Annotated in this window: 24 protein-coding genes; 5 read left to right on the top strand and 19 right to left on the bottom strand. The window is 35.0% G+C overall.

From position 1 onward, the window contains the following. Positions 1-65: 65 nt before the first annotated feature. The 15 genes from Q7J67_05820 to Q7J67_05750 all read right to left on the bottom strand — a co-directional run bounded on the left by Q7J67_05820 (position 66) and on the right by Q7J67_05750 (position 13,695). Positions 66-1,196, bottom strand: a complete 1,131-nt coding sequence (locus Q7J67_05820; protein ID MDO9464797.1) for a glycosyltransferase — start codon at positions 1,194-1,196, stop codon at positions 66-68. Next, positions 1,174-2,634 (bottom strand): radical SAM protein, encoded by a 1,461-nt coding sequence (locus tag Q7J67_05815; GenBank protein ID MDO9464796.1) that lies wholly within the window; start codon positions 2,632-2,634, stop codon positions 1,174-1,176. Before Q7J67_05815 ends, Q7J67_05820 begins: the two co-directional genes overlap by 23 nt. Then, positions 2,631-3,332: a class I SAM-dependent methyltransferase gene (locus Q7J67_05810; GenBank protein MDO9464795.1), complete on the bottom strand. Its 702-nt coding sequence runs from the start codon at positions 3,330-3,332 to the stop codon at positions 2,631-2,633. Before Q7J67_05810 ends, Q7J67_05815 begins: the two co-directional genes overlap by 4 nt. Positions 3,333-3,336: 4 nt before the next feature. Then, complete coding sequence (locus tag Q7J67_05805; GenBank protein ID MDO9464794.1) at positions 3,337-4,341, bottom strand: glycosyltransferase family 2 protein; 1,005 nt, start codon at positions 4,339-4,341, stop codon at positions 3,337-3,339. 8 nt (positions 4,342-4,349) lie between these two features. Then, positions 4,350-5,090 carry a class I SAM-dependent methyltransferase gene (locus Q7J67_05800; protein ID MDO9464793.1) on the bottom strand — a complete coding sequence of 247 codons (741 nt, stop codon included), beginning with the start codon at positions 5,088-5,090 and terminating at the stop codon, positions 4,350-4,352. Then, complete coding sequence (locus tag Q7J67_05795) at positions 5,087-6,298, bottom strand: glycosyltransferase family 4 protein (GenBank protein MDO9464792.1); 1,212 nt, start codon at positions 6,296-6,298, stop codon at positions 5,087-5,089. The genes Q7J67_05800 and Q7J67_05795 overlap by 4 nt, the downstream gene beginning before the upstream one ends. Then, on the bottom strand, positions 6,291-6,638 hold the full coding sequence (locus tag Q7J67_05790) for a glycosyltransferase (protein ID MDO9464791.1): 348 nt from the start codon (positions 6,636-6,638) through the stop codon (positions 6,291-6,293). Before Q7J67_05790 ends, Q7J67_05795 begins: the two co-directional genes overlap by 8 nt. Then, positions 6,628-7,044, bottom strand: a complete 417-nt coding sequence (locus Q7J67_05785; GenBank protein MDO9464790.1) for a four helix bundle protein — start codon at positions 7,042-7,044, stop codon at positions 6,628-6,630. The genes Q7J67_05790 and Q7J67_05785 overlap by 11 nt, the downstream gene beginning before the upstream one ends. 98 nt (positions 7,045-7,142) lie before the next feature. Continuing rightward, complete coding sequence (locus Q7J67_05780; GenBank protein MDO9464789.1) at positions 7,143-7,361, bottom strand: hypothetical protein; 219 nt, start codon at positions 7,359-7,361, stop codon at positions 7,143-7,145. Continuing rightward, positions 7,345-7,896 (bottom strand): hypothetical protein, encoded by a 552-nt coding sequence (locus tag Q7J67_05775; GenBank protein MDO9464788.1) that lies wholly within the window; start codon positions 7,894-7,896, stop codon positions 7,345-7,347. The genes Q7J67_05780 and Q7J67_05775 overlap by 17 nt, the downstream gene beginning before the upstream one ends. 69 nt (positions 7,897-7,965) lie before the next feature. Next, positions 7,966-9,444, bottom strand: coding sequence for a radical SAM protein (locus Q7J67_05770; GenBank protein MDO9464787.1), 1,479 nt, complete (start codon positions 9,442-9,444; stop codon positions 7,966-7,968). After that, positions 9,441-10,409: a glycosyltransferase gene (locus Q7J67_05765; GenBank protein MDO9464786.1), complete on the bottom strand. Its 969-nt coding sequence runs from the start codon at positions 10,407-10,409 to the stop codon at positions 9,441-9,443. Before Q7J67_05765 ends, Q7J67_05770 begins: the two co-directional genes overlap by 4 nt. Continuing rightward, positions 10,393-11,637 carry an oligosaccharide flippase family protein gene (locus tag Q7J67_05760; protein MDO9464785.1) on the bottom strand — a complete coding sequence of 415 codons (1,245 nt, stop codon included), beginning with the start codon at positions 11,635-11,637 and terminating at the stop codon, positions 10,393-10,395. The genes Q7J67_05765 and Q7J67_05760 overlap by 17 nt, the downstream gene beginning before the upstream one ends. 49 nt (positions 11,638-11,686) lie before the next feature. Then, positions 11,687-12,718 carry an SDR family NAD(P)-dependent oxidoreductase gene (locus Q7J67_05755; protein MDO9464784.1) on the bottom strand — a complete coding sequence of 344 codons (1,032 nt, stop codon included), beginning with the start codon at positions 12,716-12,718 and terminating at the stop codon, positions 11,687-11,689. Beyond that, entirely contained in the window at positions 12,703-13,695 is a 993-nt protein-coding gene (locus Q7J67_05750) for a GDP-mannose 4,6-dehydratase (GenBank protein MDO9464783.1), read from the bottom strand. Before Q7J67_05750 ends, Q7J67_05755 begins: the two co-directional genes overlap by 16 nt. Before the next feature lie 174 nt (positions 13,696-13,869). On the opposite strand from Q7J67_05750, the gene Q7J67_05745 reads away from it, so the two are divergent. The 3 genes from Q7J67_05745 to Q7J67_05735 are packed head-to-tail and all read left to right on the top strand — an operon-like array spanning position 13,870 to position 16,128. Continuing rightward, positions 13,870-14,439 (top strand): XRE family transcriptional regulator, encoded by a 570-nt coding sequence (locus Q7J67_05745; protein ID MDO9464782.1) that lies wholly within the window; start codon positions 13,870-13,872, stop codon positions 14,437-14,439. A gap of 16 nt (positions 14,440-14,455) precedes the next feature. Continuing rightward, positions 14,456-15,310, top strand: coding sequence for an EamA family transporter (locus Q7J67_05740; GenBank protein MDO9464781.1), 855 nt, complete (start codon positions 14,456-14,458; stop codon positions 15,308-15,310). An 11-nt stretch (positions 15,311-15,321) separates the two neighbouring features. After that, positions 15,322-16,128: a PHP domain-containing protein gene (locus Q7J67_05735; protein MDO9464780.1), complete on the top strand. Its 807-nt coding sequence runs from the start codon at positions 15,322-15,324 to the stop codon at positions 16,126-16,128. On the opposite strand, the gene Q7J67_05730 is transcribed toward Q7J67_05735, so the two are convergent. The 3 genes from Q7J67_05730 to Q7J67_05720 are packed head-to-tail and all read right to left on the bottom strand — an operon-like array spanning position 16,118 to position 18,239. After that, a complete protein-coding gene (locus Q7J67_05730) occupies positions 16,118-16,621 on the bottom strand; it encodes a shikimate kinase (protein ID MDO9464779.1) in 504 nt (167 codons plus the stop codon). The genes Q7J67_05735 and Q7J67_05730 overlap by 11 nt on opposite strands. Further along, positions 16,621-17,361, bottom strand: a complete 741-nt coding sequence (locus Q7J67_05725) for a glucosamine-6-phosphate deaminase (protein ID MDO9464778.1) — start codon at positions 17,359-17,361, stop codon at positions 16,621-16,623. Before Q7J67_05725 ends, Q7J67_05730 begins: the two co-directional genes overlap by 1 nt. Before the next feature lie 23 nt (positions 17,362-17,384). Next, positions 17,385-18,239: a shikimate dehydrogenase gene (locus Q7J67_05720; protein ID MDO9464777.1), complete on the bottom strand. Its 855-nt coding sequence runs from the start codon at positions 18,237-18,239 to the stop codon at positions 17,385-17,387. A gap of 132 nt (positions 18,240-18,371) precedes the next feature. Here Q7J67_05720 and Q7J67_05715 point away from each other — a divergent pair, with 132 nt between their 5' ends. Both Q7J67_05715 and Q7J67_05710 read left to right on the top strand, forming a co-directional pair. Continuing rightward, the gene (locus Q7J67_05715; GenBank protein MDO9464776.1) at positions 18,372-18,560 is read left to right on the top strand and encodes a ferredoxin; all 189 of its coding nucleotides are present in this window, start codon (positions 18,372-18,374) and stop codon (positions 18,558-18,560) included. 4 nt (positions 18,561-18,564) lie between these two features. Then, a complete protein-coding gene (locus tag Q7J67_05710; GenBank protein ID MDO9464775.1) occupies positions 18,565-19,293 on the top strand; it encodes a fumarylacetoacetate hydrolase family protein in 729 nt (242 codons plus the stop codon). Here Q7J67_05710 and uvrC read toward each other — a convergent pair. Next, on the bottom strand, positions 19,273-20,847 hold the full coding sequence (gene uvrC, locus Q7J67_05705; GenBank protein ID MDO9464774.1) for an excinuclease ABC subunit UvrC: 1,575 nt from the start codon (positions 20,845-20,847) through the stop codon (positions 19,273-19,275). The two genes, Q7J67_05710 and uvrC, sit on opposite strands and share 21 nt — an antisense overlap. Position 20,848: the final 1 nt, after the last annotated feature.

Here is a 20,848-nt window from a genome sequence, read left to right as displayed (position 1 = left end):
TTGCTTTTTATTAAATGCAGTATTTTGTTATCTTTATACATTTCTTTATAAATATTCCTCATTTTCTATATATTCCTAAACACATTAAGCTCTATTTTGGCTATTTTATCCCAACTATATTGTTCAAGCAATAACTCCCCGTTTTTATTGCTAAAATCTCTTTTGTCAAATAATTTCATCACTTTTTTAGCAGCAGATTTATAGTCATTCTTTGTAACCATTATTACCTCATTATTCAAATATATTTTTTTATATGGTTCTAATTCATAAACAACTGCCTTTAAGCCACAACAAACAGCTTCTAATAGAGAAATCCCAAAACTCTCACTTACACTTAAGAACAAAAAGATTTTGCTACTTTTAATGATACTAAATTTTTCTAAATCAGACTTGTATCCCAAAAGTTGAACGTTTTTGCCAAGATTGTTTTTAATTATTTCATTTTTAAATTGCTTTTCTGTTGTCTTGTCACCCCTGCCCATTATAGCTAACTGAAAATTTGGATATTTTTTTCTCACAATTTGCAAAACTTTAAGTAAGTCATAGATACCTTTTGTTTCATTAATCCTACCAATAAATAAAGCATCTATATTAAACTTATTGTCCTTTTTAGCTCTTCTAATTAAATCTACCTCAATCCCATTTCCAGAAACTATAAGTCTATTCTTCTTAAACTCTTTAGATATTAAATACTCCTTAAGGCTATCTGAAATTGGCAATAACAAGTCAGCTTTTCTAAATGTGAACAAGCTAATATGAAAAAATACCCAAGACAAAAAGCGGATTAGTTTATTTCCTGGGTCATTTAAGGGAACCACATTTTCAAAAAGAACAACCCATTTTATTTTTTTATCAAAAATCTTAAAGACATAAGGGAATATTGCCAAATCCAAAACTGATGAGATTGAATAAACAATATCATATTTATTTATCAGGTTATTTACAAAAAACAAAGCGACCGAATTTCTTTTGAGATATTCAAAAATCCACAAAAACTTATTCGGACATTCTTCCGCATAAGGCAAAACTATAAAACTAACGTTCTGAAGGTGTTTTCTATAAAAACTAACTCCTGCCTTGCTTGTAAATATCGCAAAACTATAATTATGTTTTCCCCAATATTTAATTTTTGATATAATTGCATTTCTTACTGCGTGATTTGAATACGAAATGTCATTTACTAAAACATTTTTCATTGAGCAACTTTCTTATATATTTAACAAAATAGTTAAATACAAACTTCAACCGTTGATATTTATACTTTTTCTTCAAAAAAAATAAATAATTATCCATGGATAAGACTGATTTTCTCATTGTCCTGAAAAAATATTTTTTATGAAGTTTATCTTTCTCTATAATTAAATCCTTTATTTTTGACTTATTAAACCTCTCTGTTAGTATGCTGCCGTTCCAATTCAATAATGAATATTCGTACGGACTTATTTTCTCATTAATCATATTATATAATCTCGTGCCCGGCAATGGTGTAGCAATAGCAAAAAGATATATATCGGCATCTATTAGAGCCGCAATTTTCTCGGTTTCCTTAAGATCACTATAAGTTTCCGTTGGCAATCCAATCATGAAATTTGCCAGCGTTCTGATCTTATATTTTTTCGCTAAATTGAAGGCATGGATAATTTGTTCAACGTTTGTTCCTTTTCCAATAATGTCATTCAGTATCCTTTGGCTTCCGGATTCTACCCCAAAATCTATTTGCACACAGCCAGACTCTTTCATTATTTTCATTAACTTCTCGTTGATAGTATCAACTCTAGATTGACAGCCCCAAATTATGTCATGCCTTTTCAAGATTTTGGAGACACTGATAGCATGATTTTCTTTTATCGTAAAGGTATCATCAACAATCCAAATCCCCTCAATATCATAATTGTCCCTTAAATACTTTATTTCTCGCTCAATATTTTCTAATGATTTAAAACGGAGTTTTTTCCCAAAGATTAAATTGCATCCGCAGTATGAGCAAGAAAAAGGACATCCTCGAGTTGTTAATAACAAAGCTCCCTTTAGTGGCAAACCCCTGATTGTACCGACATTAATATCAAAATACCTCTTATCAATTTTGTCATATGGTGGCATAGACACGCTATTTATAGTGGTCTCATCGATTAGTTTGCGTGGTTGATTAAATATATTATCTTTTCCATTTCTCCAACCAAGCCCATCTATTCTCGTCCAACGATATGATTTGCTAAGAACCTCTTTGACAAATTCGCACAAAGTTGCTTCGCCTTCTCCTATGCAAACGAAACTAAACCCATTATCTAGAAAGTCTGCTCCCCTATATGTAGGTTGCGAGCCTCCAACAATAGTTACTACACTGTTGTCTAGTTTCTTTATTTCGTTATTCATCCTAACTACTTCATCAAATTCTCTATGACTAGCAGAAAAACACACTATTCTGGGTCTGGCTTCTTTTATTTGATTCAATATCATTCCTTCTCTTTTCTGCCCGTCTATCTTGATTGAAGAAATTTTTGAATCCAAAATGATATTGCTAACTCCTTTGCTTTCTAAATAGCCAGAAAGACATAGTATCCCCGATGGATACATATTCTGGTACCAAAGCGACGGATTAATAACAAAAGCAATATCCTCTTTCCTTGCCTTCATTTTTCTTTTATAACCTCATAAGATATGGATTTTGGGAAATATCTATTCCCACACAAATTAATCAAGAAACCTATTGGTACTGTAATAATCCACAACGGGAAAAATTTCAGCGGAGTCCTTAAAACCTCGTCATCAAAAAGCAACAGGCTCAGGTGAAAAAACTTTGTCTTCCAGTTATCTCGCCAGTTTCCGATGCCTAATTGGGTTTTACTATTAATCTTCCTTGTAAACATGTAATAATGCTCTATGTGTGATAAGAATCCGCTCTTTTTTTTAGATAAAATCCTCATATTGTATTTAGCTAGAATGCTATCCAATTCGCTATCCTTGAAAACTCTAACATGATGTATCTCCTCAAAGTACGAAGGTCTTATTTTCCCCAACCATTCCTCAGATTTCCAGTACGGAATGTTTATAATGAATTTACCATCAGTTTTTAATACGCGACTAATTTCTCTTAAAACCATGTCTAAATTATCTACATGCTCAAGAATATCCATCGCGTAGACTTCCTCGAAATAGTCGTCTGGGAAAATCAATTTCTCAGCACTCATTAGCTGAAAATTGACATGTGGATATCTTTTTCTCGCAATCTTTATATCTGGGTCGGAAATGTCAATTCCAACAACATCGTTCTTTGCTGATAGGCAGGAAGTAAAAAAACCATGTCCACAACCAACATCTAAAACTTTCTTCATACTCTCAATTATTTCCGACCGTAGGGATTCCAACTTTTAATAATAGTTTAAATTTAGCACTTCCTTTATACATATGATCAATTATATCTCTATCGCCGATTATTCTACGGCTTTGAATCCATTTCCTCTTTCTAAGAGTGCTTCTCAGGTTGATAATATTCCACTGGTATGCCTTTATATAAGACAAAACAACTTTTGGTTTTCCTATGAAGGTAAACAGGATAACTTCAGCAAGGTTTATTATAAATATTGAAGGCAACACCCATAATAAATTGTAGCAAGAATAATTCTTTAAGATATTTCGAATAATATTCTTTTCCCCATGGTATCTTCTAAATACATTCGTAGAAAAATCACTTTCCGCTTTGCCTCCACATCCAATGCTGCCTCCACTTTTATGTAATATTTTTATTTCTCTCAGTAATTTAAATTTATAATCTAGCAATCGAGCTTTCCACGACAAGTCAACATCTTCTTGTATCAAAAAAAGAGCCTCGTCGAACATTCCTAAATCAAGAAAGTCTTTTTTTTTCATTAATATCGCCGCTCCATCAGCATAAAAAAACTTTTCAGTTCCTCCTTCGTTAATTGGAAACCCAAAAATATCTATTCCAAGGCCGCAATTAAGAAAAACTCCTGTATCATAGTTGCATTGCACGGGCACCATGATTGTTCTGTCATTGTCATATTTTGATATTTCTTCATATAGAGCGTCTAATGTATTCTCAGTTAGTTTTGTATCTGGATTTAGGAGCAAGAGTATACCAGAAGTGCTTTTTCTTATTGCCTCATTATTTGCGGCTGCGAATCCTATGTTTTTATCGCTTTTAATTACAAAAACATCTTTAAATTGATCTTGTATTAATAGAACAGTCCCATCCGTAGAATTATTATCAAAAACAATCACTTCATAATTAAAAGACGCTTTTTGGTTATATATTGAATATAGGCATGGCTCTATATACTCTGAGCTATTATAAGTTACGATAATTATCGAAAGGGCTTTCATCTATATTCCTAAATCTTCTTTGCCAACAAATATATTCTCGTTGCTATTCTGGGGTGGTTAAAACCTCGCATAATTTTTTTATATATATTTTTACTCATCTGATATTTCTTTTTTAGAAGGTGCTTATGTATATAAAACAACAACAAATCAATATCCCAATACAAATTACCAATTTGCGATGTCTCTACTGCTTTGAATCCAACCTCTTTAAGTATTTTACTTATGCCCTTTAACTTATAATGCCTGTGACCAACAAACCAGGCAGGATCAATAAAATTAAAAATGTGACTCGCCATCGTGCTTATAATAATCACACCATCCGGCTTTAGAATTTTATTAAAAAATTTCATTACCTCAACCTCAGAACCTTTTGGCAAATGCTCAATTACATCTAGAAATATAATGGTATCAAAATAACCATTATATTTGCTAATAAATTCTTTAGATGGCTTTGTTAATCCGCATTGTATAAACCTAAACTCGGAAAATTTTTTTGTGGCAACATTCAACGCCCTCTCGTTTTCATCTATCCCTATTAGTTCCGTATGTATTCCTCGCTTAACTATCTCTTTCTCTATAGGTCCGGTCCAGCATCCTGCATCCAGCACTTTCTTGTCTTTTATATAATTTAAATATTTTTCTACAACATATTTGTGTTGATAATTTGCCTCAACAACCTCATCGCTTAATTGCTGGAATTCTAAGCCACCATTATAGGATAAAAATCTTTTAAAAATTTTAATATTCAATTTGGCTTCTTATTTGAGTATATTACCTCATTAGTTAGTTTGGCTATCTTAGCCCACGACCTTATTCCAAATTCGCGTTTCGCTCCGTTTTGCAGTCGCCTCAGCAAGTTATTATTCGTACTCAACAGATATATCTTATCGCATAATTCCTTTAAGTCTCCGTTCTTGAAAAATAGACCGTTGACATTATCTATTATCTCATCCCTTAATGTCCCTATATCGCTAGCTATTACGGGCTTTCCTGCTTCAAAAGCCAGAGATAAAGGCAAACTAGATGAAATTGAATACGTATATGGAAGCACTACAAAATCACATTTATTATATAGAAAGTCAATCTCTTTTTTAGATAAAAAACCCGTAAAAATAATTTCCTTAGTTAACCCTTTCTCAGTTATCATTTTTTTAAGATAGTCCACATATCCTTTTTGATTTTCCAACATCCCACCTGCCAAGACAACAACATTATCAGGGATATCATTTTTCAGACTTGAAATAGCCTGGATTAACAACTCAAGCCCTTTTCTTTTTAAAATATATCCAAAATACAATATAATATTTTTACCTTTGATCTCTTCTGACCATTCTGTTTTAGAATCTAATCCTTTATCATTGGCAATTACGCTACTTAAATTATTAACACCAATTGGAATAACAAAACATTTTGATTCTTTTATCTTATATGAATCTATATAAATTTGTTTAGTAAAATTCGAGTGCACTATAACCTTATCTGCTATTAAACCAACGACCTTGTAAAACAAATAAAATGCAATTTTTGCAATATCTTTAATTCTTTTAAATTTGTCCAAAACAAATGTTTCAAGAAAATCATTGTCTATTGTTCTATAATCGACAACAGCATGAGTTGTAACAACTATATTCTTCCTGACGATCTTTAAAAATATCATTGTAAAAAGAAAAATAGGAATACCCTTAATTCCTCCATACATATTAAATTCATGCTGCAAATGCACTATTGAGATATTATTTAATTTCACAAATCTATTTATTGCAAATGGCAATGATAAGTTTGCTTTCCACAATTTAATTATATTTTTATCTTTTTGTCCTTCTACAAATTCATCATTTTCTGGAATATCATCAATTAATAAATATATATTTTCATTTATATTTTTCAACTCTTTATACAAATATCTCGTGTAATGCGTTTCTGGTTGAATCGTAGAAACAATTGCAACTTTATCCATTTACTTTCTTAACTCCAAAATTTCTCTGGGCAGAACGCTCTGGGCCTTTTGTGTAAAATCGAATATGAGATTGCTTCGGCTTCGCCTCGCAATGACAATAGGATTTGACAATCTCAACGGTTTTATCAGTTGAGTTGTTGTCCACTACGATTATCTCGATTGAGGATTGGGAATTGGAGACTGGGAATTGGGAACTGGGAATTGGAAAACGGGAATTCAGGATTGATTCTAAGCAATTTTCTATGTTTTTCTCTTCGTTTTTAGTTGTGATTATTATGCTTACCAATGGGGATTGGGAATTGGGAACTGGGAATTGGGATTTGGGAATTCTATTTACCATTTGCTATTCTCTCTTTATTCTCTGCTTGCTGCCTTTTAAGCAGTCTAATATACCCATTAATTGCCTTAGTAGCTTTTTCGTATAAAGAATAAATTTTCTCATAATCCTCTTTAGCAATATATCCCTCATCTAAACAAGTGATCAAATGGTCTTGCATTTCATATATAGAACCCCTACTTTGCCGACAGAATTGAATATTTTCTTGATAGTGATACCGTCCATATCCTTCAGCAATGTTAGCTGTGATAGAGACTGCTGCTCTCCTCATTTGAGAACTAAGATTATATTTCTCTCCATCAGGTAATGTTTTAATAAATGCATAAACACTCTTTCTGACTTCTCTCCCTATCTTCCATGCTTCTATATCACTAAAATGCCTAATCTGACCCCATTTCCCTTTTTCCATTTTCTATTTCCCTTCTTCACGTGGCAATTTTCAGTTTCAGCCATCAAACACATAACACATTTTTCCAGCCGTAATTTGCAGTGCGAGCATGCAGATTTTCATATTGCAAAATTATCTCCTTCTATTTTTTTAAAAGGCTTAGGTCTGTTGTCTATCAAAGCATTGGTAATAGTTAGAAATTTTATATAATCATCCAAATTAATCTTTTCTTTTTTACTCAAAGAATTAGTTTTTGTATTTTGAAAGTCTTCCCTCAATTTTAAGGATTTTGATAATTTTAGTAATTCTTCTTTTTCTTTTTTACTTAGCATTCCCATATTTTGCCTCCAACTTTTTAAATTTAGCCTCTTGCTTAAAAAGGGAAAAATATTCTCCCACTAAAGACCAGTTTAAGTCTTTCTTGAAATAATCCATTATAGCTTCAATATCAGTAAATTCACGAAGCTTTCTCTCCTTATCATTAACTAACGCCTGTAATTTAAGACCTATAATATCCTCAGGAATTAAAACTTTTACTTTAAACTTTCCCCCAAATACAGGAAGTTCTTTCGCCCTTTTTAGCATAGAAAGGGATGTTTTTCTAAAAGCGTGTAGAAAATCAATTTCGCCAAAAATCTTTATATCTGATACATATTGAGACACATTTTCTGTTTTGTACACACACCTATAACTATGCTCTTTCATAATTTTCTCTATCTTTGGAGAATCTTTAAGCAAAACGATAAAGTCAAGATCTGTAGTTGTGCGCATAATTCCCCATACACCAACAGCAAAACCTCCTATAAGAGCATACGCTACGTCTTCTTTATTAAAATCATTAACTACTATCTGAAAAACTTTTTCAAAGTCCATCTTTTTCCCTCTTTTTTCGGTTTATATTCTTATGCAAATGTCAATGCAAGTATAAAAATGTAAAAACATTCATTTTCTAAAATCCGTTAAATGCCCAAGAACTGATTTTACTGCGCGCAGTATAAAAATTATATCATCAAAGTCCCTTATAGAAGTTATAGTTCTGAATATAAAACCGGGAGTTATGAAAGACTTGTAAAGTCCCTGTGTAAATTGTTTTACATCAGCATCTGTGAGAGGAGTTTTCATTACAGGTTCCTGCATGTCATATCTGTTCCAATCCAGAGTTCTCAGCTGATTGCCTTTTTTGCATTCGTCAAAAAGAGGCGTTCCTGGATATGGTATTACTATTGTTGCTTGCAGTGTATTTACATAGCCTTTGCGAAAAAGCTCCTTTGCGAGTTGAATTGTCCTTAATGCATCTTCTTTGGTTTCCCATGGATATCCTATCATTGTTGTAAGATGCGGATGCAAGCCTGCTTGCTTAGCCATTCTTGCGCCTTCTGTTATTGCAGAAACCTTGAGGTTTTTATGTATCCTGTCAAGTGTTTCCTGTCTTGCGGATTCCAGTCCGTAGAGTATAAACCTGAAACCGGCTTTTGCCATTAAATCATAATCTTTTTGCTCTAACGTGCCGAATCTCATATTGCAGCTAAATCTTATTTCTTTATTGTATCCTCTTTTTATCATTCCATCACAAAACTCTCTCAGCCATTCTCCGACAGGAAATGTTCCCGTATCATCCATAATTTCTTTTATGTGATACCTCTCAATCAACGTTCCTATCTCATCTAAAACATGTTCTGGCTTTCTGGTTCTAAAATTCGGATAGAGCGTGGTCCATGAACAAAACTTGCATTTCCCCCACCAGCAGTCCCTTCCTGCCATTATATAAGTGCCGGGTGTCCGCTTATAATTTCCATTTTTATACGCATATAACTGCCACTTTGTTAAATCCCTGTCAATAAAAGGAAGAGTATTTAGATCATGATCAAGCTTAAACTTGCCCGTATTTCTTATGTCCCCGTTTTTTCTATACCAGATACCGGGTTCTAATTTAGTGATGAGTGATGAGTGATGAGTGATGAGTTTTTTTAGAACCTCGCATAGATTAAGGAGAAGGAAATCGTAATCTCCACCTGTCAGGATAAAATCAACATTGCAGTTTTTCATGCTCTCTTCCGGTAATGCAGTCACATGATCGCCGACAAGGACAGTTTTGAGTTTTGAATTTTGAATCTTGAGTTCGTTGATGATTTTCCAGTGCTGTTTGACTACCGGCGTTTTTGTTTCCATCATTATCAAATCAGGATTTTCTTCAGCAACAAAATTCAAAAATTCTTTATACGTCTTTTTCTCGGCTATTCCGTCACACCAGATCATGTTATATCCGGCATTCTTGAGCATAGTTGCAGCGCAGGCAGGAACAACGGGATAGATATAGGTAGGACTGTGAAACCATTGAAACTGTCTGTTCTGGGAAAGAAGAGGGACCTTTTTCTTGTTTCCTTTGCAGCTAAGCGGCGGATATGCGATAATTATCTTCATTCTTCTTCCAGCCTTCTAGAAAGTAATCCTTTGATAAAGAAGATTCCGTAGGCAAAATGCGTGGAGATAATGCCTGGGAATACTAAAAGATTTTTGGATTTTACTGTCTCAAATGCTACTGAAATCAGATATATACCAAGTATAATAAAATACACAGATCTAAAGAAAACACAAAGCCCTGTAAAGAATGCTCCCGTTACTATTCCAGCAATAAGCAACGAAGGAACAAAATAGGAAAACTTTTTAGATGTCTGAGGAAATCTCTTAACAAAATAACCTCTATGCTTAGCATAACTGGTAACCTGTTTGAGATGTTCTTTAAACAAACGTCTTCTATGATGATATACTAGGGCTTCAGGTTCATAGATTATTTTTTTTCCTAATTTTTTTGTTATCTCCAGACATAAAACAGTATCCTCTCCAGGCCAGAAATTGGTATTGAATCCTCCTAATTTTTCGAAAACACTTTTTCTTACAATCAGATTGCATGACGGAAAGTCTTCTACTTCTTTTCTTGTTCCTTTAATATATCTATAACTATATTCTCCACTAACAAGCTTAGATGAATATACCAATCCGCTGGCTTTTTGCATAGCATCATCATTATAAGGGGTTACAGCAGGTCCGCCAACAGCCGCTACTTCCGGGTCAGAGAAATTTCGAACTGCATTTTTCAACCAACCCTTTGCAGGGTAAACATCATCATCTATGAATGCAACAATCTCTCCTTTAGCCTCTTTAACTCCCATATTTCTCTTCACTGCAGGTCCTGTCTCGCCCGTAGGAACAACGGAAACATCTTTGTAATTCAGGTTAGCTTCTTTATCCGGCAGGAATATAATCTCAAATTCCGGATAGTCAAGCGCAAAGCAGCTCTCTATACATTCTGCCAGATATTCGGAGACCCCTTTTGCAATTACTATTATTGAGACAAAAGGGTATTTTGAATCAGCTCTTTCTTTCATAAAAAATCAATCCGAAATTTATCAATATAAGCAGTACCCCGCAGATTAAAAGTATGTATATAACCTGTTCCAGTGAGTTGTGAAACATACATATTAACGCAACCTGCACTATTGTCATAATTACAAGTGCAACAATAAAACTAATCTTATGTCTCGCAATATGAAAGCTGTTAATCACTCCTGTCAGCGCGTATGGAAGCATAGCCAGTCCAAACATCCATAGAAGATTTACATTACCAACATATCTGCCGCGTGAAATCAATCTCAATAGAAAATCAGGGAATAAAAAGAAGATTAGTATGCCCGCCAGACAGAGAAATGCCGTAGATATAAGTGCTTTTTTTAGGATTGAAAGAGTATCCTTATTAATTGTATGTGCTTCAGCCACCATTGGGAACATGACCAACACTATTGCTCCGGGCAGATACAGAACGCTTTTTCCAAGCACGGATATTGCCGCATATTGGCCTGCAATATTCGCAGAGAAATAGTGCTTTACAAGTGTCATGTCAATCATTGTCAATACTGCGTAAAATGAAATCGACATAGCCACAGGCATGCAAAAAAGAAGCATTTCTTTCTTGTATTTCTTTACTGATTCAATCTTTACCTTTACAATATCTCTTATTACTTTACTAAATATCAAAATCCCTGTTATGCTAGCCACTACAGAAGCAAGAATTGCTCCATTCAATCCGAACCCCAGCCATACAAGCAGAGCCCCGCTTCCAATCCTTGATAAAGGACCTAAAATTTGCCCTAAAGCAATATAATTAAATCTCTGCATTCCTGTCGCTACAGCAAAAAATAAACTTAAAATACACGAAACAAAAAGCGAGAAACTAACTATTATTACAGGAGATGTATGTTCTAACTTATAGTAATCCATAATCTGAAATCTGGCTGCAAAAACTAAAATAGATACAATAACTCCTGCCGGAATAATATACTTGGAAGATTTAAGAATAATCCCCTTTATCTTACCTATTTCGTTTTTGCCTTTGAACCCTGCAATATACTTTGTGATAACTAAGCCTATAGTCCCTGTTCCTACTGAAGTTATTACTGTAAATGAGAACAGTGCGTTCATAGCGCCAAAATCAGCGATAGAGAGATTCCTTCCCATAAAGAATTGAAAAAGATATTGAAAGAAGTTGCCTGCCATTGATGCAATAAAAAGCAATGCGCTGTTCTTATACAGAGAGTCTTTTTTTATGAATGCTAACATAAATACACCATAACAATGGGTTTAAACCCATTGTTCACTTATTCTCCCATTATCTGAATAATGACCTATTCTTCCTGACCCAATCAGACAGTTTCTTTACTCCAGTTTCTACACCTGTTTTAGGCTGCCAGGAAAGTTCCTTTCCTGCTTTCTCAACGCTGCATACAAACACATGCTGATCAGCGGGCCGCCAGTTGCTGAAACTGTATTCTATTTTCTTATTCAAGAATTTCTCAAGAAAGGAAATAAGTTCAAGCAAAGACATCTTATTATTAGGGCCACCGCCTATGTTATAGATTTTCCCGGAAACAGTTTCTATATTCTCTATGGCTTTTTCATATGCATCAACCAAATCATCAATAAACAGTACGTCTCTAACCTGTTTCCCGTCTCCATAAATCGTAATTGGTTTATCCAGAGATGCAGCTATAGTAAACCATGCAACCCAGCCCTGGTCTTCTACGCCAAATTGTCTGTATCCATAAATACAACTCTGGCGCATAACAACAGTCCTTAACCCGTATATTCTGGAATAATCTCTAACATATTGATCAGCTGCGCCCTTTGAACAGCCATAAGGGGAATGAAAGTCCAATATTCTTTCCTCAGAAATTCCCTCTGGCAAAGATTCGTATTCATATCTGCCGTTTCTTTCAATCACTTTTATGTCAGTCATTCCTCCATAAACCTTGTTTGTGGAAGCATAAATAAATATTGGATTAAGCTTGTTCTCTCTTATTGCCTCCAGAAGATTAAATGTTCCAAGCACATTTATCTGGAAATCTTCTCTTGGATTTAAAACGGAAGTTGTAACTGCCACCTGCGCAGCAAGATGAAGCACAACGTCAATACTATTTCTATCTGCAAAAACCTTCTTGACCTTCGCATAATTCCTGATATCACAATCTATGAACTCAAATTTTCCCTGCTGTTTAAGCCATTCAAGATTTTCCTTAGAACCCTTTCTTGAGAGATTGTCCAGAACCGCTACCTCATACCCTTTGTCTATAAAGCGTTTTGCAGCATTACAACCAATAAAGCCACAACCACCTGTTATCAATATCTTCAATCTTTGTACCACTTAATAGTTTCCCTAAGTCCCTTTTCCAGACTATAAACTGGTTTCCATCCCAGAAGCTTTTCTGCTTTGGTGCTTGACAGGTATTGGTTGTTTATCTCTCCTTTACCTCTACCTCCACCTTTACCTTCTATAACAGGCTTCAAAGACTTGCTTCCGGAAACCGCAATAATTTCCTTTACTAGGTCCAATACTTTTACAGGGCTATTTGATCCAAAATTAAATGCTTCTCCCTTTATTCCTTTTTTATCAGCCTTTTCTGCAGCAAGAAGATACGCATTAACTGCATCGTCAATATAGATATAATCTCTCAGCGGGGTTCCATCGCTCCTGATAATGGGATTTTTATTCTGGAGAATAGATTTAATTGTGTCCGGGATAATTCTTGAGAAATTCAGGTCTCCGCCTCCATAAATATTGGCACACCTTGTTACAACAATCGGCATATCATATGTACAGGCATAAGTTCTCGCAAGTATGTCAGTGCATGCCTTTGATGCATCATATGGATGAAGTGCATTTAGCGAATAGGACTCTTTATATGGTAAATCTTGCTGCTCTCCATAAGCCTTATCACTGGATGCTATAACTATTCGCTCTAGCCCTATGTTCCTTGCCGCCTCAAGAATATTCCATGTGCCCCTTATATTGGACTCAAATGTAGAAATAGGAGACCTATTTGCAATTCCTACTATTGTCTGCGCTCCAATGTGAAAGCATGAGTCTATATTGTGCTCATTAAGGATACGAGCTATAAGCTGGTAATCTATAAGATCTCCCTTTACAACAGCTTCCAAGCTGTTATAAACATTCTTCATATTTGTCAGGACGGAGCCTGGGATCCAGTCTCTGATTAAAACCACTACTCTTGCGCCAGAGTCAACCAATGCCTTTGTAAGCCACGAGCCTAAAAACCCGTTTGCTCCTGTAATAAATACTCTTTTATTCTTCCAGAATTTCCTATCCGTTTCCTTACTCATACTTTCTCCCATAATATGTTTTTAATAGTGCTATAAATTATATTATATTAAGCATGAAATAGCAATTTTAAAAGCAGGCAGTCACCCGATATTCATCGGAATAGAGTATTTCTAAACGACGTTTAATAACAATTTAGTTGACAAATAGGAAATTATGTTGCAATATGCGAAACAATGAAAGCAATCAATTTAATAACAATAGGTCTGCAGATCCGTCGCATTAGAAAAGATAAAAATTTGAGTCTGCAGGAGATAGCAAATAGAACCGGCCTTTCAAAAAGCCTTTTATCTAAAGTAGAAAATTTTAGAACCATTCCATCACTGCCGGTTTTGTTAAGGATATCAAATGCTTTGAATGTCGATATGGCTGAACTTGTTAAGGGAATAAATAAAAAACACAAGCAATCTTATATTATTGTAAGAAAAAATGAGAGGAAAATAATTGAAAGAGAAAATGCCAGAGGATTTATATATGAATCATTAATAATAACGGAAAATAAAAAAACTTCATTATTTGAATCCTTTATTTTAACCTTAAAGAAGGGTTCAAAAAGAAAACTTGTTTCAACTGATGGAAACGAGTTCCTTTTTATATTAAAAGGGAAAATAGAATTTGAATATGGAAAAAAGAAAATACTTTTAGGAAAAGGGGATTCAATATTTTTTGATGGCAGAATTCCCCATGTGCCTAGAAATATGGGGCAAGATGAAGCAAAAATTTTGGTGATCTATTTGTTAAATTAAATGATTAAGAACTGATATGATTATTGTATTTGCACTTGGCAGCCTGTTGTTTGCTGCGTTGAATGATTTAGTATTTAAATTTTATGCGCGGAAGCAGCGTTCCAGAGGTATTTATGTGGCTGTTATCGGAATGGTCTGGGCGTCTGTATTTATGCTAACTGCAAAAAAAATCGGTTGTAGCGAGAATTTCAATATTACTTTAATGTGGGGATTAATATCAGGATTATTCTCTGTCATTGCCAACATCATGCTTATCGAAAGCATGACAAGCAGCGAGGTAGGTATGTGCGCCACTATTTATCGACTTAATCTTGTGCCTGCAGTGCTTTTTGCCTTTATCTTTTTTAAAGAGAATATTTCTTTGTGGAAGATTATTGGCATTCTATGTGCATTGGTATCCGTTCTTGCTTTTACACCTGCATCAGAGCATAGATACAATATTAAGAACAAATACTCAGGATTATTTCTTGTAGTAGTTGCAGGCCTACTGCGTGCAGGTATGGGGCTCTCTTACAAATATGGATTATCGCAAGGTGCCGATAAGTATTATCTTCTGGCAATAAATGGCGGTATCTGGATAATTGGGGGATTGGCATACTTGATAATAAAAGAAAGAAAATCCCTGTATATAGTAAAAAAACCCTTTACCTATGGGATTATCTCAGGAATACTGGTATGCGGTATTGTCTTCTTTATGGCGACAGCACTGCAATATGGAGATGCAAGTATTGTCCTGCCAATAACCCAACTCAGTTTTATTGCAACAAGCATTATTGGAGTCTTTGTTTTAAAGGAATCATTTAATATGAAAAAGATCATAGGGCTTTGCAGCGGTGTTCTGTGCATTCTTTTCATGACAATAAGAAACTGAGGAGAAATGAAATGACTAAATCTTCAAAATATGACTTTCACATTCACACAAAATATTTAGGTTGTGGAAATTCCACGATGGAGGTCTCTTCTATTGTAAATGAATGTGAACGATTGGGAGTTACCTCCATGGCGATAACAGACCATCTGAACTCCCTTGATAAGTTGCAACTTCATGTCCCTATCCGAAAAGATATTGAAAAATTAGATACGAAGATAAAGGTCTATTTTGGTGTGGAATTGAATTTTACTGGATATAACCAGGAATTTGCCTTCAACCAGGAAGTCAAAGAGAAATATGGATTTCAGTTCGCAATAGGTGGGATACACTCCACGTACCTGAAGGAATATGACATAAAGAAACTGGTTGATACTCAACACAAACATCATTTAAAAACATGCCAAGATCCTCTTGTGCAGGTCCTGGTACATCCATATTGGTTTGGGAAAGGTGAATTTGACAAAAATGGATGGCCATGGTTCAATTCAATGAAAGCTGTTCCCGAGACCTATGTGCGAGAGCTTGGACAGGTCGCAAGAGAAACAGGAACGGCTATAGAGATAAATGGGTGTGCCAATCTGAAGAATCCAGCATTTAGCCATGACTATGTAAAAGAATATTTTGATTACCTGTCAATTCTTGCAGAGGAAGGAGTCATTTTCTCTTTGGGGTCAGATGCTCATGACATCAGCCATCTTGCAGCGATTCAAAGTACATGGCAAGTTATAGAACGACTTGGCTTATCTCAAGATCGAATCTGGCAGCCTGAATGTAAACCTATGGTCGGTGGGACGGCAAGAGCTGTTCCTATCTCATAATTGATACTATTTTTTTCGCAACATCTGAGGGGGATAGTTTAGAAGTGTTTATTATATAATCTGCAGCTTTTTCGTATTTTTCTTTTCTTTGTATGAGAACCTCTTCTATTTCATCCACAAAGCTTTTTCCCTCTGTTAAAGACGGCCTATGCTTTCCATGTCTTATCCTTTTTACAATTGCAGGAACATCTGCCTTAAGCCAGAACACTTTGCTGTTTTTCCTGAGATTTTTAACATTCTTATCACGCAGGATTACTCCGCCACCTGTATCAATAATGTAGTTGTCTATATTGGAAACCTGTTCTGCAATTTCAGATTCTATATCTCTGAACCTATCCCATCCAAATTTCTCAACAATCTGAGGGATTGACATATCTGCTTTTTTTGTAATTTCCTCATCCATATTAAGTACAGGTATGTTTAATTTTTCGTTCAGCATTCTGGCAACAGTGGATTTGCCAGTGCCTCTATAACCAATCAGAACAATATTCATTATTTGTTTTCTAAAAGAGATGCAGAGTCTTTATCAAGAATAAGATAACATTCTTTATGATCACGTAAAATTGATGCGGGATACTGCGGGCTTATCTCTCCATCCATGCAAAGATGCACAGCTTCTGCTTTTCTCCTGTCCGGCACAGTACAGAGTATTATCTCTGATTTCATTATCTGTTTGACACTCATCGATATTGCCTGTTTAGGAACATCATCTATTGTTTTAAACCAACCTTCTCCCATTTGCTGTTTTTTGCATTTTTCGTCTAATGCTACGACAATATAAGGCTTTTCTTCCTCAAAATCAGCAGGCGGATCATTGAATGCCAGGTGACCATTTTCTCCTATACCTACAAAGGCAATATCTATCTTATACTTACTTATAATGTTATTTAATCTTTCCACTTCCTTCCCAAGATTTTCTACATCCCCGTCTAAAAAATAATATTCTTTTATCCCTGTTTTATCTATGAATCTTTCCTTTAAATATTTTCTAAAACTTGCAGGATGTTCTATTGAAACACCCACATATTCGTCTAGATGAAACATTCTAACTCTGCTCCAGTCTAGACCATGCATTGAAGTAAGACTTTCAAAAAACTCAAACTGAGAAGCTCCTGTTGCAGCTATAATATTTGCTTCTCCTTTTTCTTCAATAGTCTTCTTAATAGCATTACACGCTATATTGGCAGCTTCTTTGCCAACTTCTACCTTATCTTCTTTAATTATGACTTTCATCTTTGGGGCTCCTTTCTCTGTGATTATTTTAGATTTTCTAATAAAGCTTTTTTCATAATGTCAATTGGGGCCGGCCTATCTGTCCAAAGCTCAAACTGCAACGCTGCTTGATAGACGAACATATCAATTCCTGATACTACAACACATCCAGTCTCTTCCGCATCTCTCGCAAGACGTGTCTTAAGAGGGGTGTAAATAATATCAAAAACTGTTAATGAACTCCTTAATAATCTCTTTAGAACAGGAGTGTCATCAATTCCCGGATACATTCCAACAGGTGTGCATTGTATTAAAATATCAACATCTTGCAGCCGCTTTTCAAGAGACTTCCCATTTGTAATGAACCCAGTTAGATATCTACTGTCTAACGAGCCAAACCCTTTAACATCTTGAACTAACTTATCTAGTTCATCCTTTATGATTCCACCAATTACAAGAGAGGCAGGTTTTTCTTTCATAATAAGCGTAAATGCAATTGCTCGTGCAGCACCGCCAGAGCCTAAAATTAAGATTTTTTTACCCCTGATATCAACACCCTTTTCTTTTAACGAACGCACTGCTGCAGTTCCATCAGTGGTGTATCCTTTCAGATTCCTGTTTTCGTTAACAATGGTATTGACTGAGCCTATTTGCATTGCAATTTCATCAATCTCATCAAGATATTTTATTACTTCTACTTTATGTGGAATAGTTACACTTAATCCTCTTATTCCTAAGCCTCTTACGCCGGCTATTGCAGAAGATACATCTTCAACTTTAAATGCAACATAAACATAATTAAGTCCAAGATGATCAAACGCTGCATTATGTATGGCAGGAGACAAAGAATGTCCTATAGGATTCCCAATAACAGCACAAAGTTGAGTTTTTGTATCCATGCACCCTGTATAGCATAATGCTCACCAAATATCAACTTTGGAACAATCATAAAAACAAGAATATTCTTTACGAATTTTTGTTTTTAGATATAATTCCTAATATAATAAAAAACTTAACAGGAGGACTTAGATATGAAAGTTAGTATCAATAAAGAAGATTGTGTTGGATGCGGGCTATGTGCAGATGACTGTCCTGATGTCTTTGAAATGCCGGAAGATATTGCTGCAGTAAAAGTAGAAGAAGTGCCGGAAAATCTAGTTAGTGCAGTCAAGGAAGCTACTGAAAACTGTCCAGTTGATGCAATCATTATTTCAGAATAAAAAGTTGAAAAAATACGCAAGATTCTCAATTGATAGCAGTCTCTCCAAATATGGTCTGATTGAGCAGGATGTTATTATAGAAATAGACGGCGACATTTTTACAGAATTCAAAGTTACTGAGAAAAAATACAGTATTAAGAATGTAAAGATACTGGCTCCATGTTTACCTGGCAAAGTAGTTGCTGTAGGACTCAATTACATAGACCATGCAAAAGAACTTGGCATGAAAATACCTGACGAGCCTGTTTTATTTATGAAACCAAGTACTTCTGTTATAGGACCTGACGATAATATTATATATCCAAAAATGAGCAGGCGTGTAGATTATGAAGCAGAATTGGCGGTAGTAATCAAAGATAAAATGGAAATATTTGGATATACATGCTTGAATGATGTTACTGCGCGAGATCTTCAAAAAAAAGACGGGCAATGGACAAGAGCTAAATCATTTGACACATTCTGCCCTATAGGCCCATGCATTGTAACAGATATAAATCCTGATGATCTAAAAATAGCACTTTTCTTAAACGGCCAATTAAAGCAATCGTCAAGTACAAGCAACTTGATTTTTAATGTTCAAAAACTTGTAAGTTTCATCTCAAAAGTCATGACCCTTTTCCCAGGAGATATAATAGCTACAGGCACTCCCTCTGGGATAGGTCCCCTGAAACGCGGAGACAAGGTAGAAGTAGTTATTGAGAAAGTCGGAAGACTAAGGAATTTTGTCTCTTAACTTCTTATGATAACTGTGTGCAAATCTGTGGGCCTCGTCGCGAATATGCTGAAGCAGCTGCAATTCTTTCGAATCTCGAGGCAGGACAATAGGCTTTGATTTGTTCTTGATGAATATATGCTCCTGTTCCTTTGCCAGAGCTATAATACAAACATCATCTATACCTAATTTACTAATTTCATCTGCAGCTGACGAGAGGTGTCCTCTTCCGCCATCTATTAAAATTAAATCCGGCATTTGACCACACTCGTCTAACAGACGAGAATACCTTCTGTGCACTATCTCTCGCATCATGGCATAATCATCCATGCCGCATGTCTGTTTTATCTTAAACCTTCTCCAGTTATTTTTATCCGGCTCACCCCCTCTAAAGCTGACCATTGCTCCTACAGCTTCCTTGCCGCTTATATTAGACACATCAAACCCCTCAATTATATACGGAATAGTAGGACTTTTTAGAATTTTTTTCAGAGACTTCAATATATCGACCTTCTTTTTCTCCAGAAAGCTTGATTCTAATTTTAACTTTGCATTCTTGCTGGCCATATTCAGAAGTTCAAATCCAGTTCCTCTTTTTGGAACATGTAGGACTACTTTATGCTCAATCTTACTTTGCAGCCAATCCTCTATAATAGATTTGTCTTTAATATCAAAAGGCACATTTATTGTTGCGGGAATAAAACTGGTTTTAGAATAGAATTGCTTAATAAACGATTCCAGTATCTCCGCATCTGAAAACATATTATTAGGTCCCAGCAGGAAGTTCTCTTGACCAATTAACTTCCCCCTTCTAACCATAAGCATACATATGTAAATAGCTTTTTCGTCGCTTTTTGCTATTCCAATATAATCATCATCCTTGGTAGAAAGTAAATTCACTTTTTGTTTCTCTGTGATTTTTTCAATATTTTTTGCTTTTTCTCTGAGCTTCACAGCTAATTCATACTGCTGATTCTTGCTGACCAGTTTCATTTGTTTCTTTAGAGAGCGAAGGACCTCGTTCATTCTGCCTTCCAAAAACATTCCCACACTATTGACCAATTTCTGATACTGCTCTCTTGTAATCTTACCTGCACACGGAGCGCTACATTGTTTCATATAATAATTAAGACACGGCCGCTCTAATTTATGAGAGTCTAACTTCTTGTTGCAATTTCTAATTGGAAACAGGTTTTTGATTAATCGCAGAGTTTTCTTTACCCCTGTAACGTCAGTATAAGGGCCATAATAGGCTGCTTTTTTATCTGTAAGGTCTCTTGTAAGAGAGATCCTTGGGAACTCCTCATATTTACTTATCTTTATATAAGGATATTTTTTGTCATCTTTCAATCTGAGGTTAAATTTGGGTTTGTATTCTTTTATTAAGTTGCTTTCTAAATTTAAGGCTTCTGCAGAAGATTTTGTTACAATATAATCTATATCTGCAATCTCTTTAACTAATTTTGAATTTTGAATTGGGTAAACTGGGGATATTTGAAAGTATGATCTAACACGAGCTTTGAGCGACGCAGCTTTACCTACATATATGACTTTCTCATTTTTATCTTTAAATATA

It is taken from the genome of bacterium (genome assembly GCA_030652805.1).
Classification (GTDB): Bacteria; JAHJDO01; JAHJDO01; order JAHJDO01; family JAHJDO01; genus JAHJDO01.
This window is presented reverse-complemented; position numbering and strand designations above follow the sequence as displayed.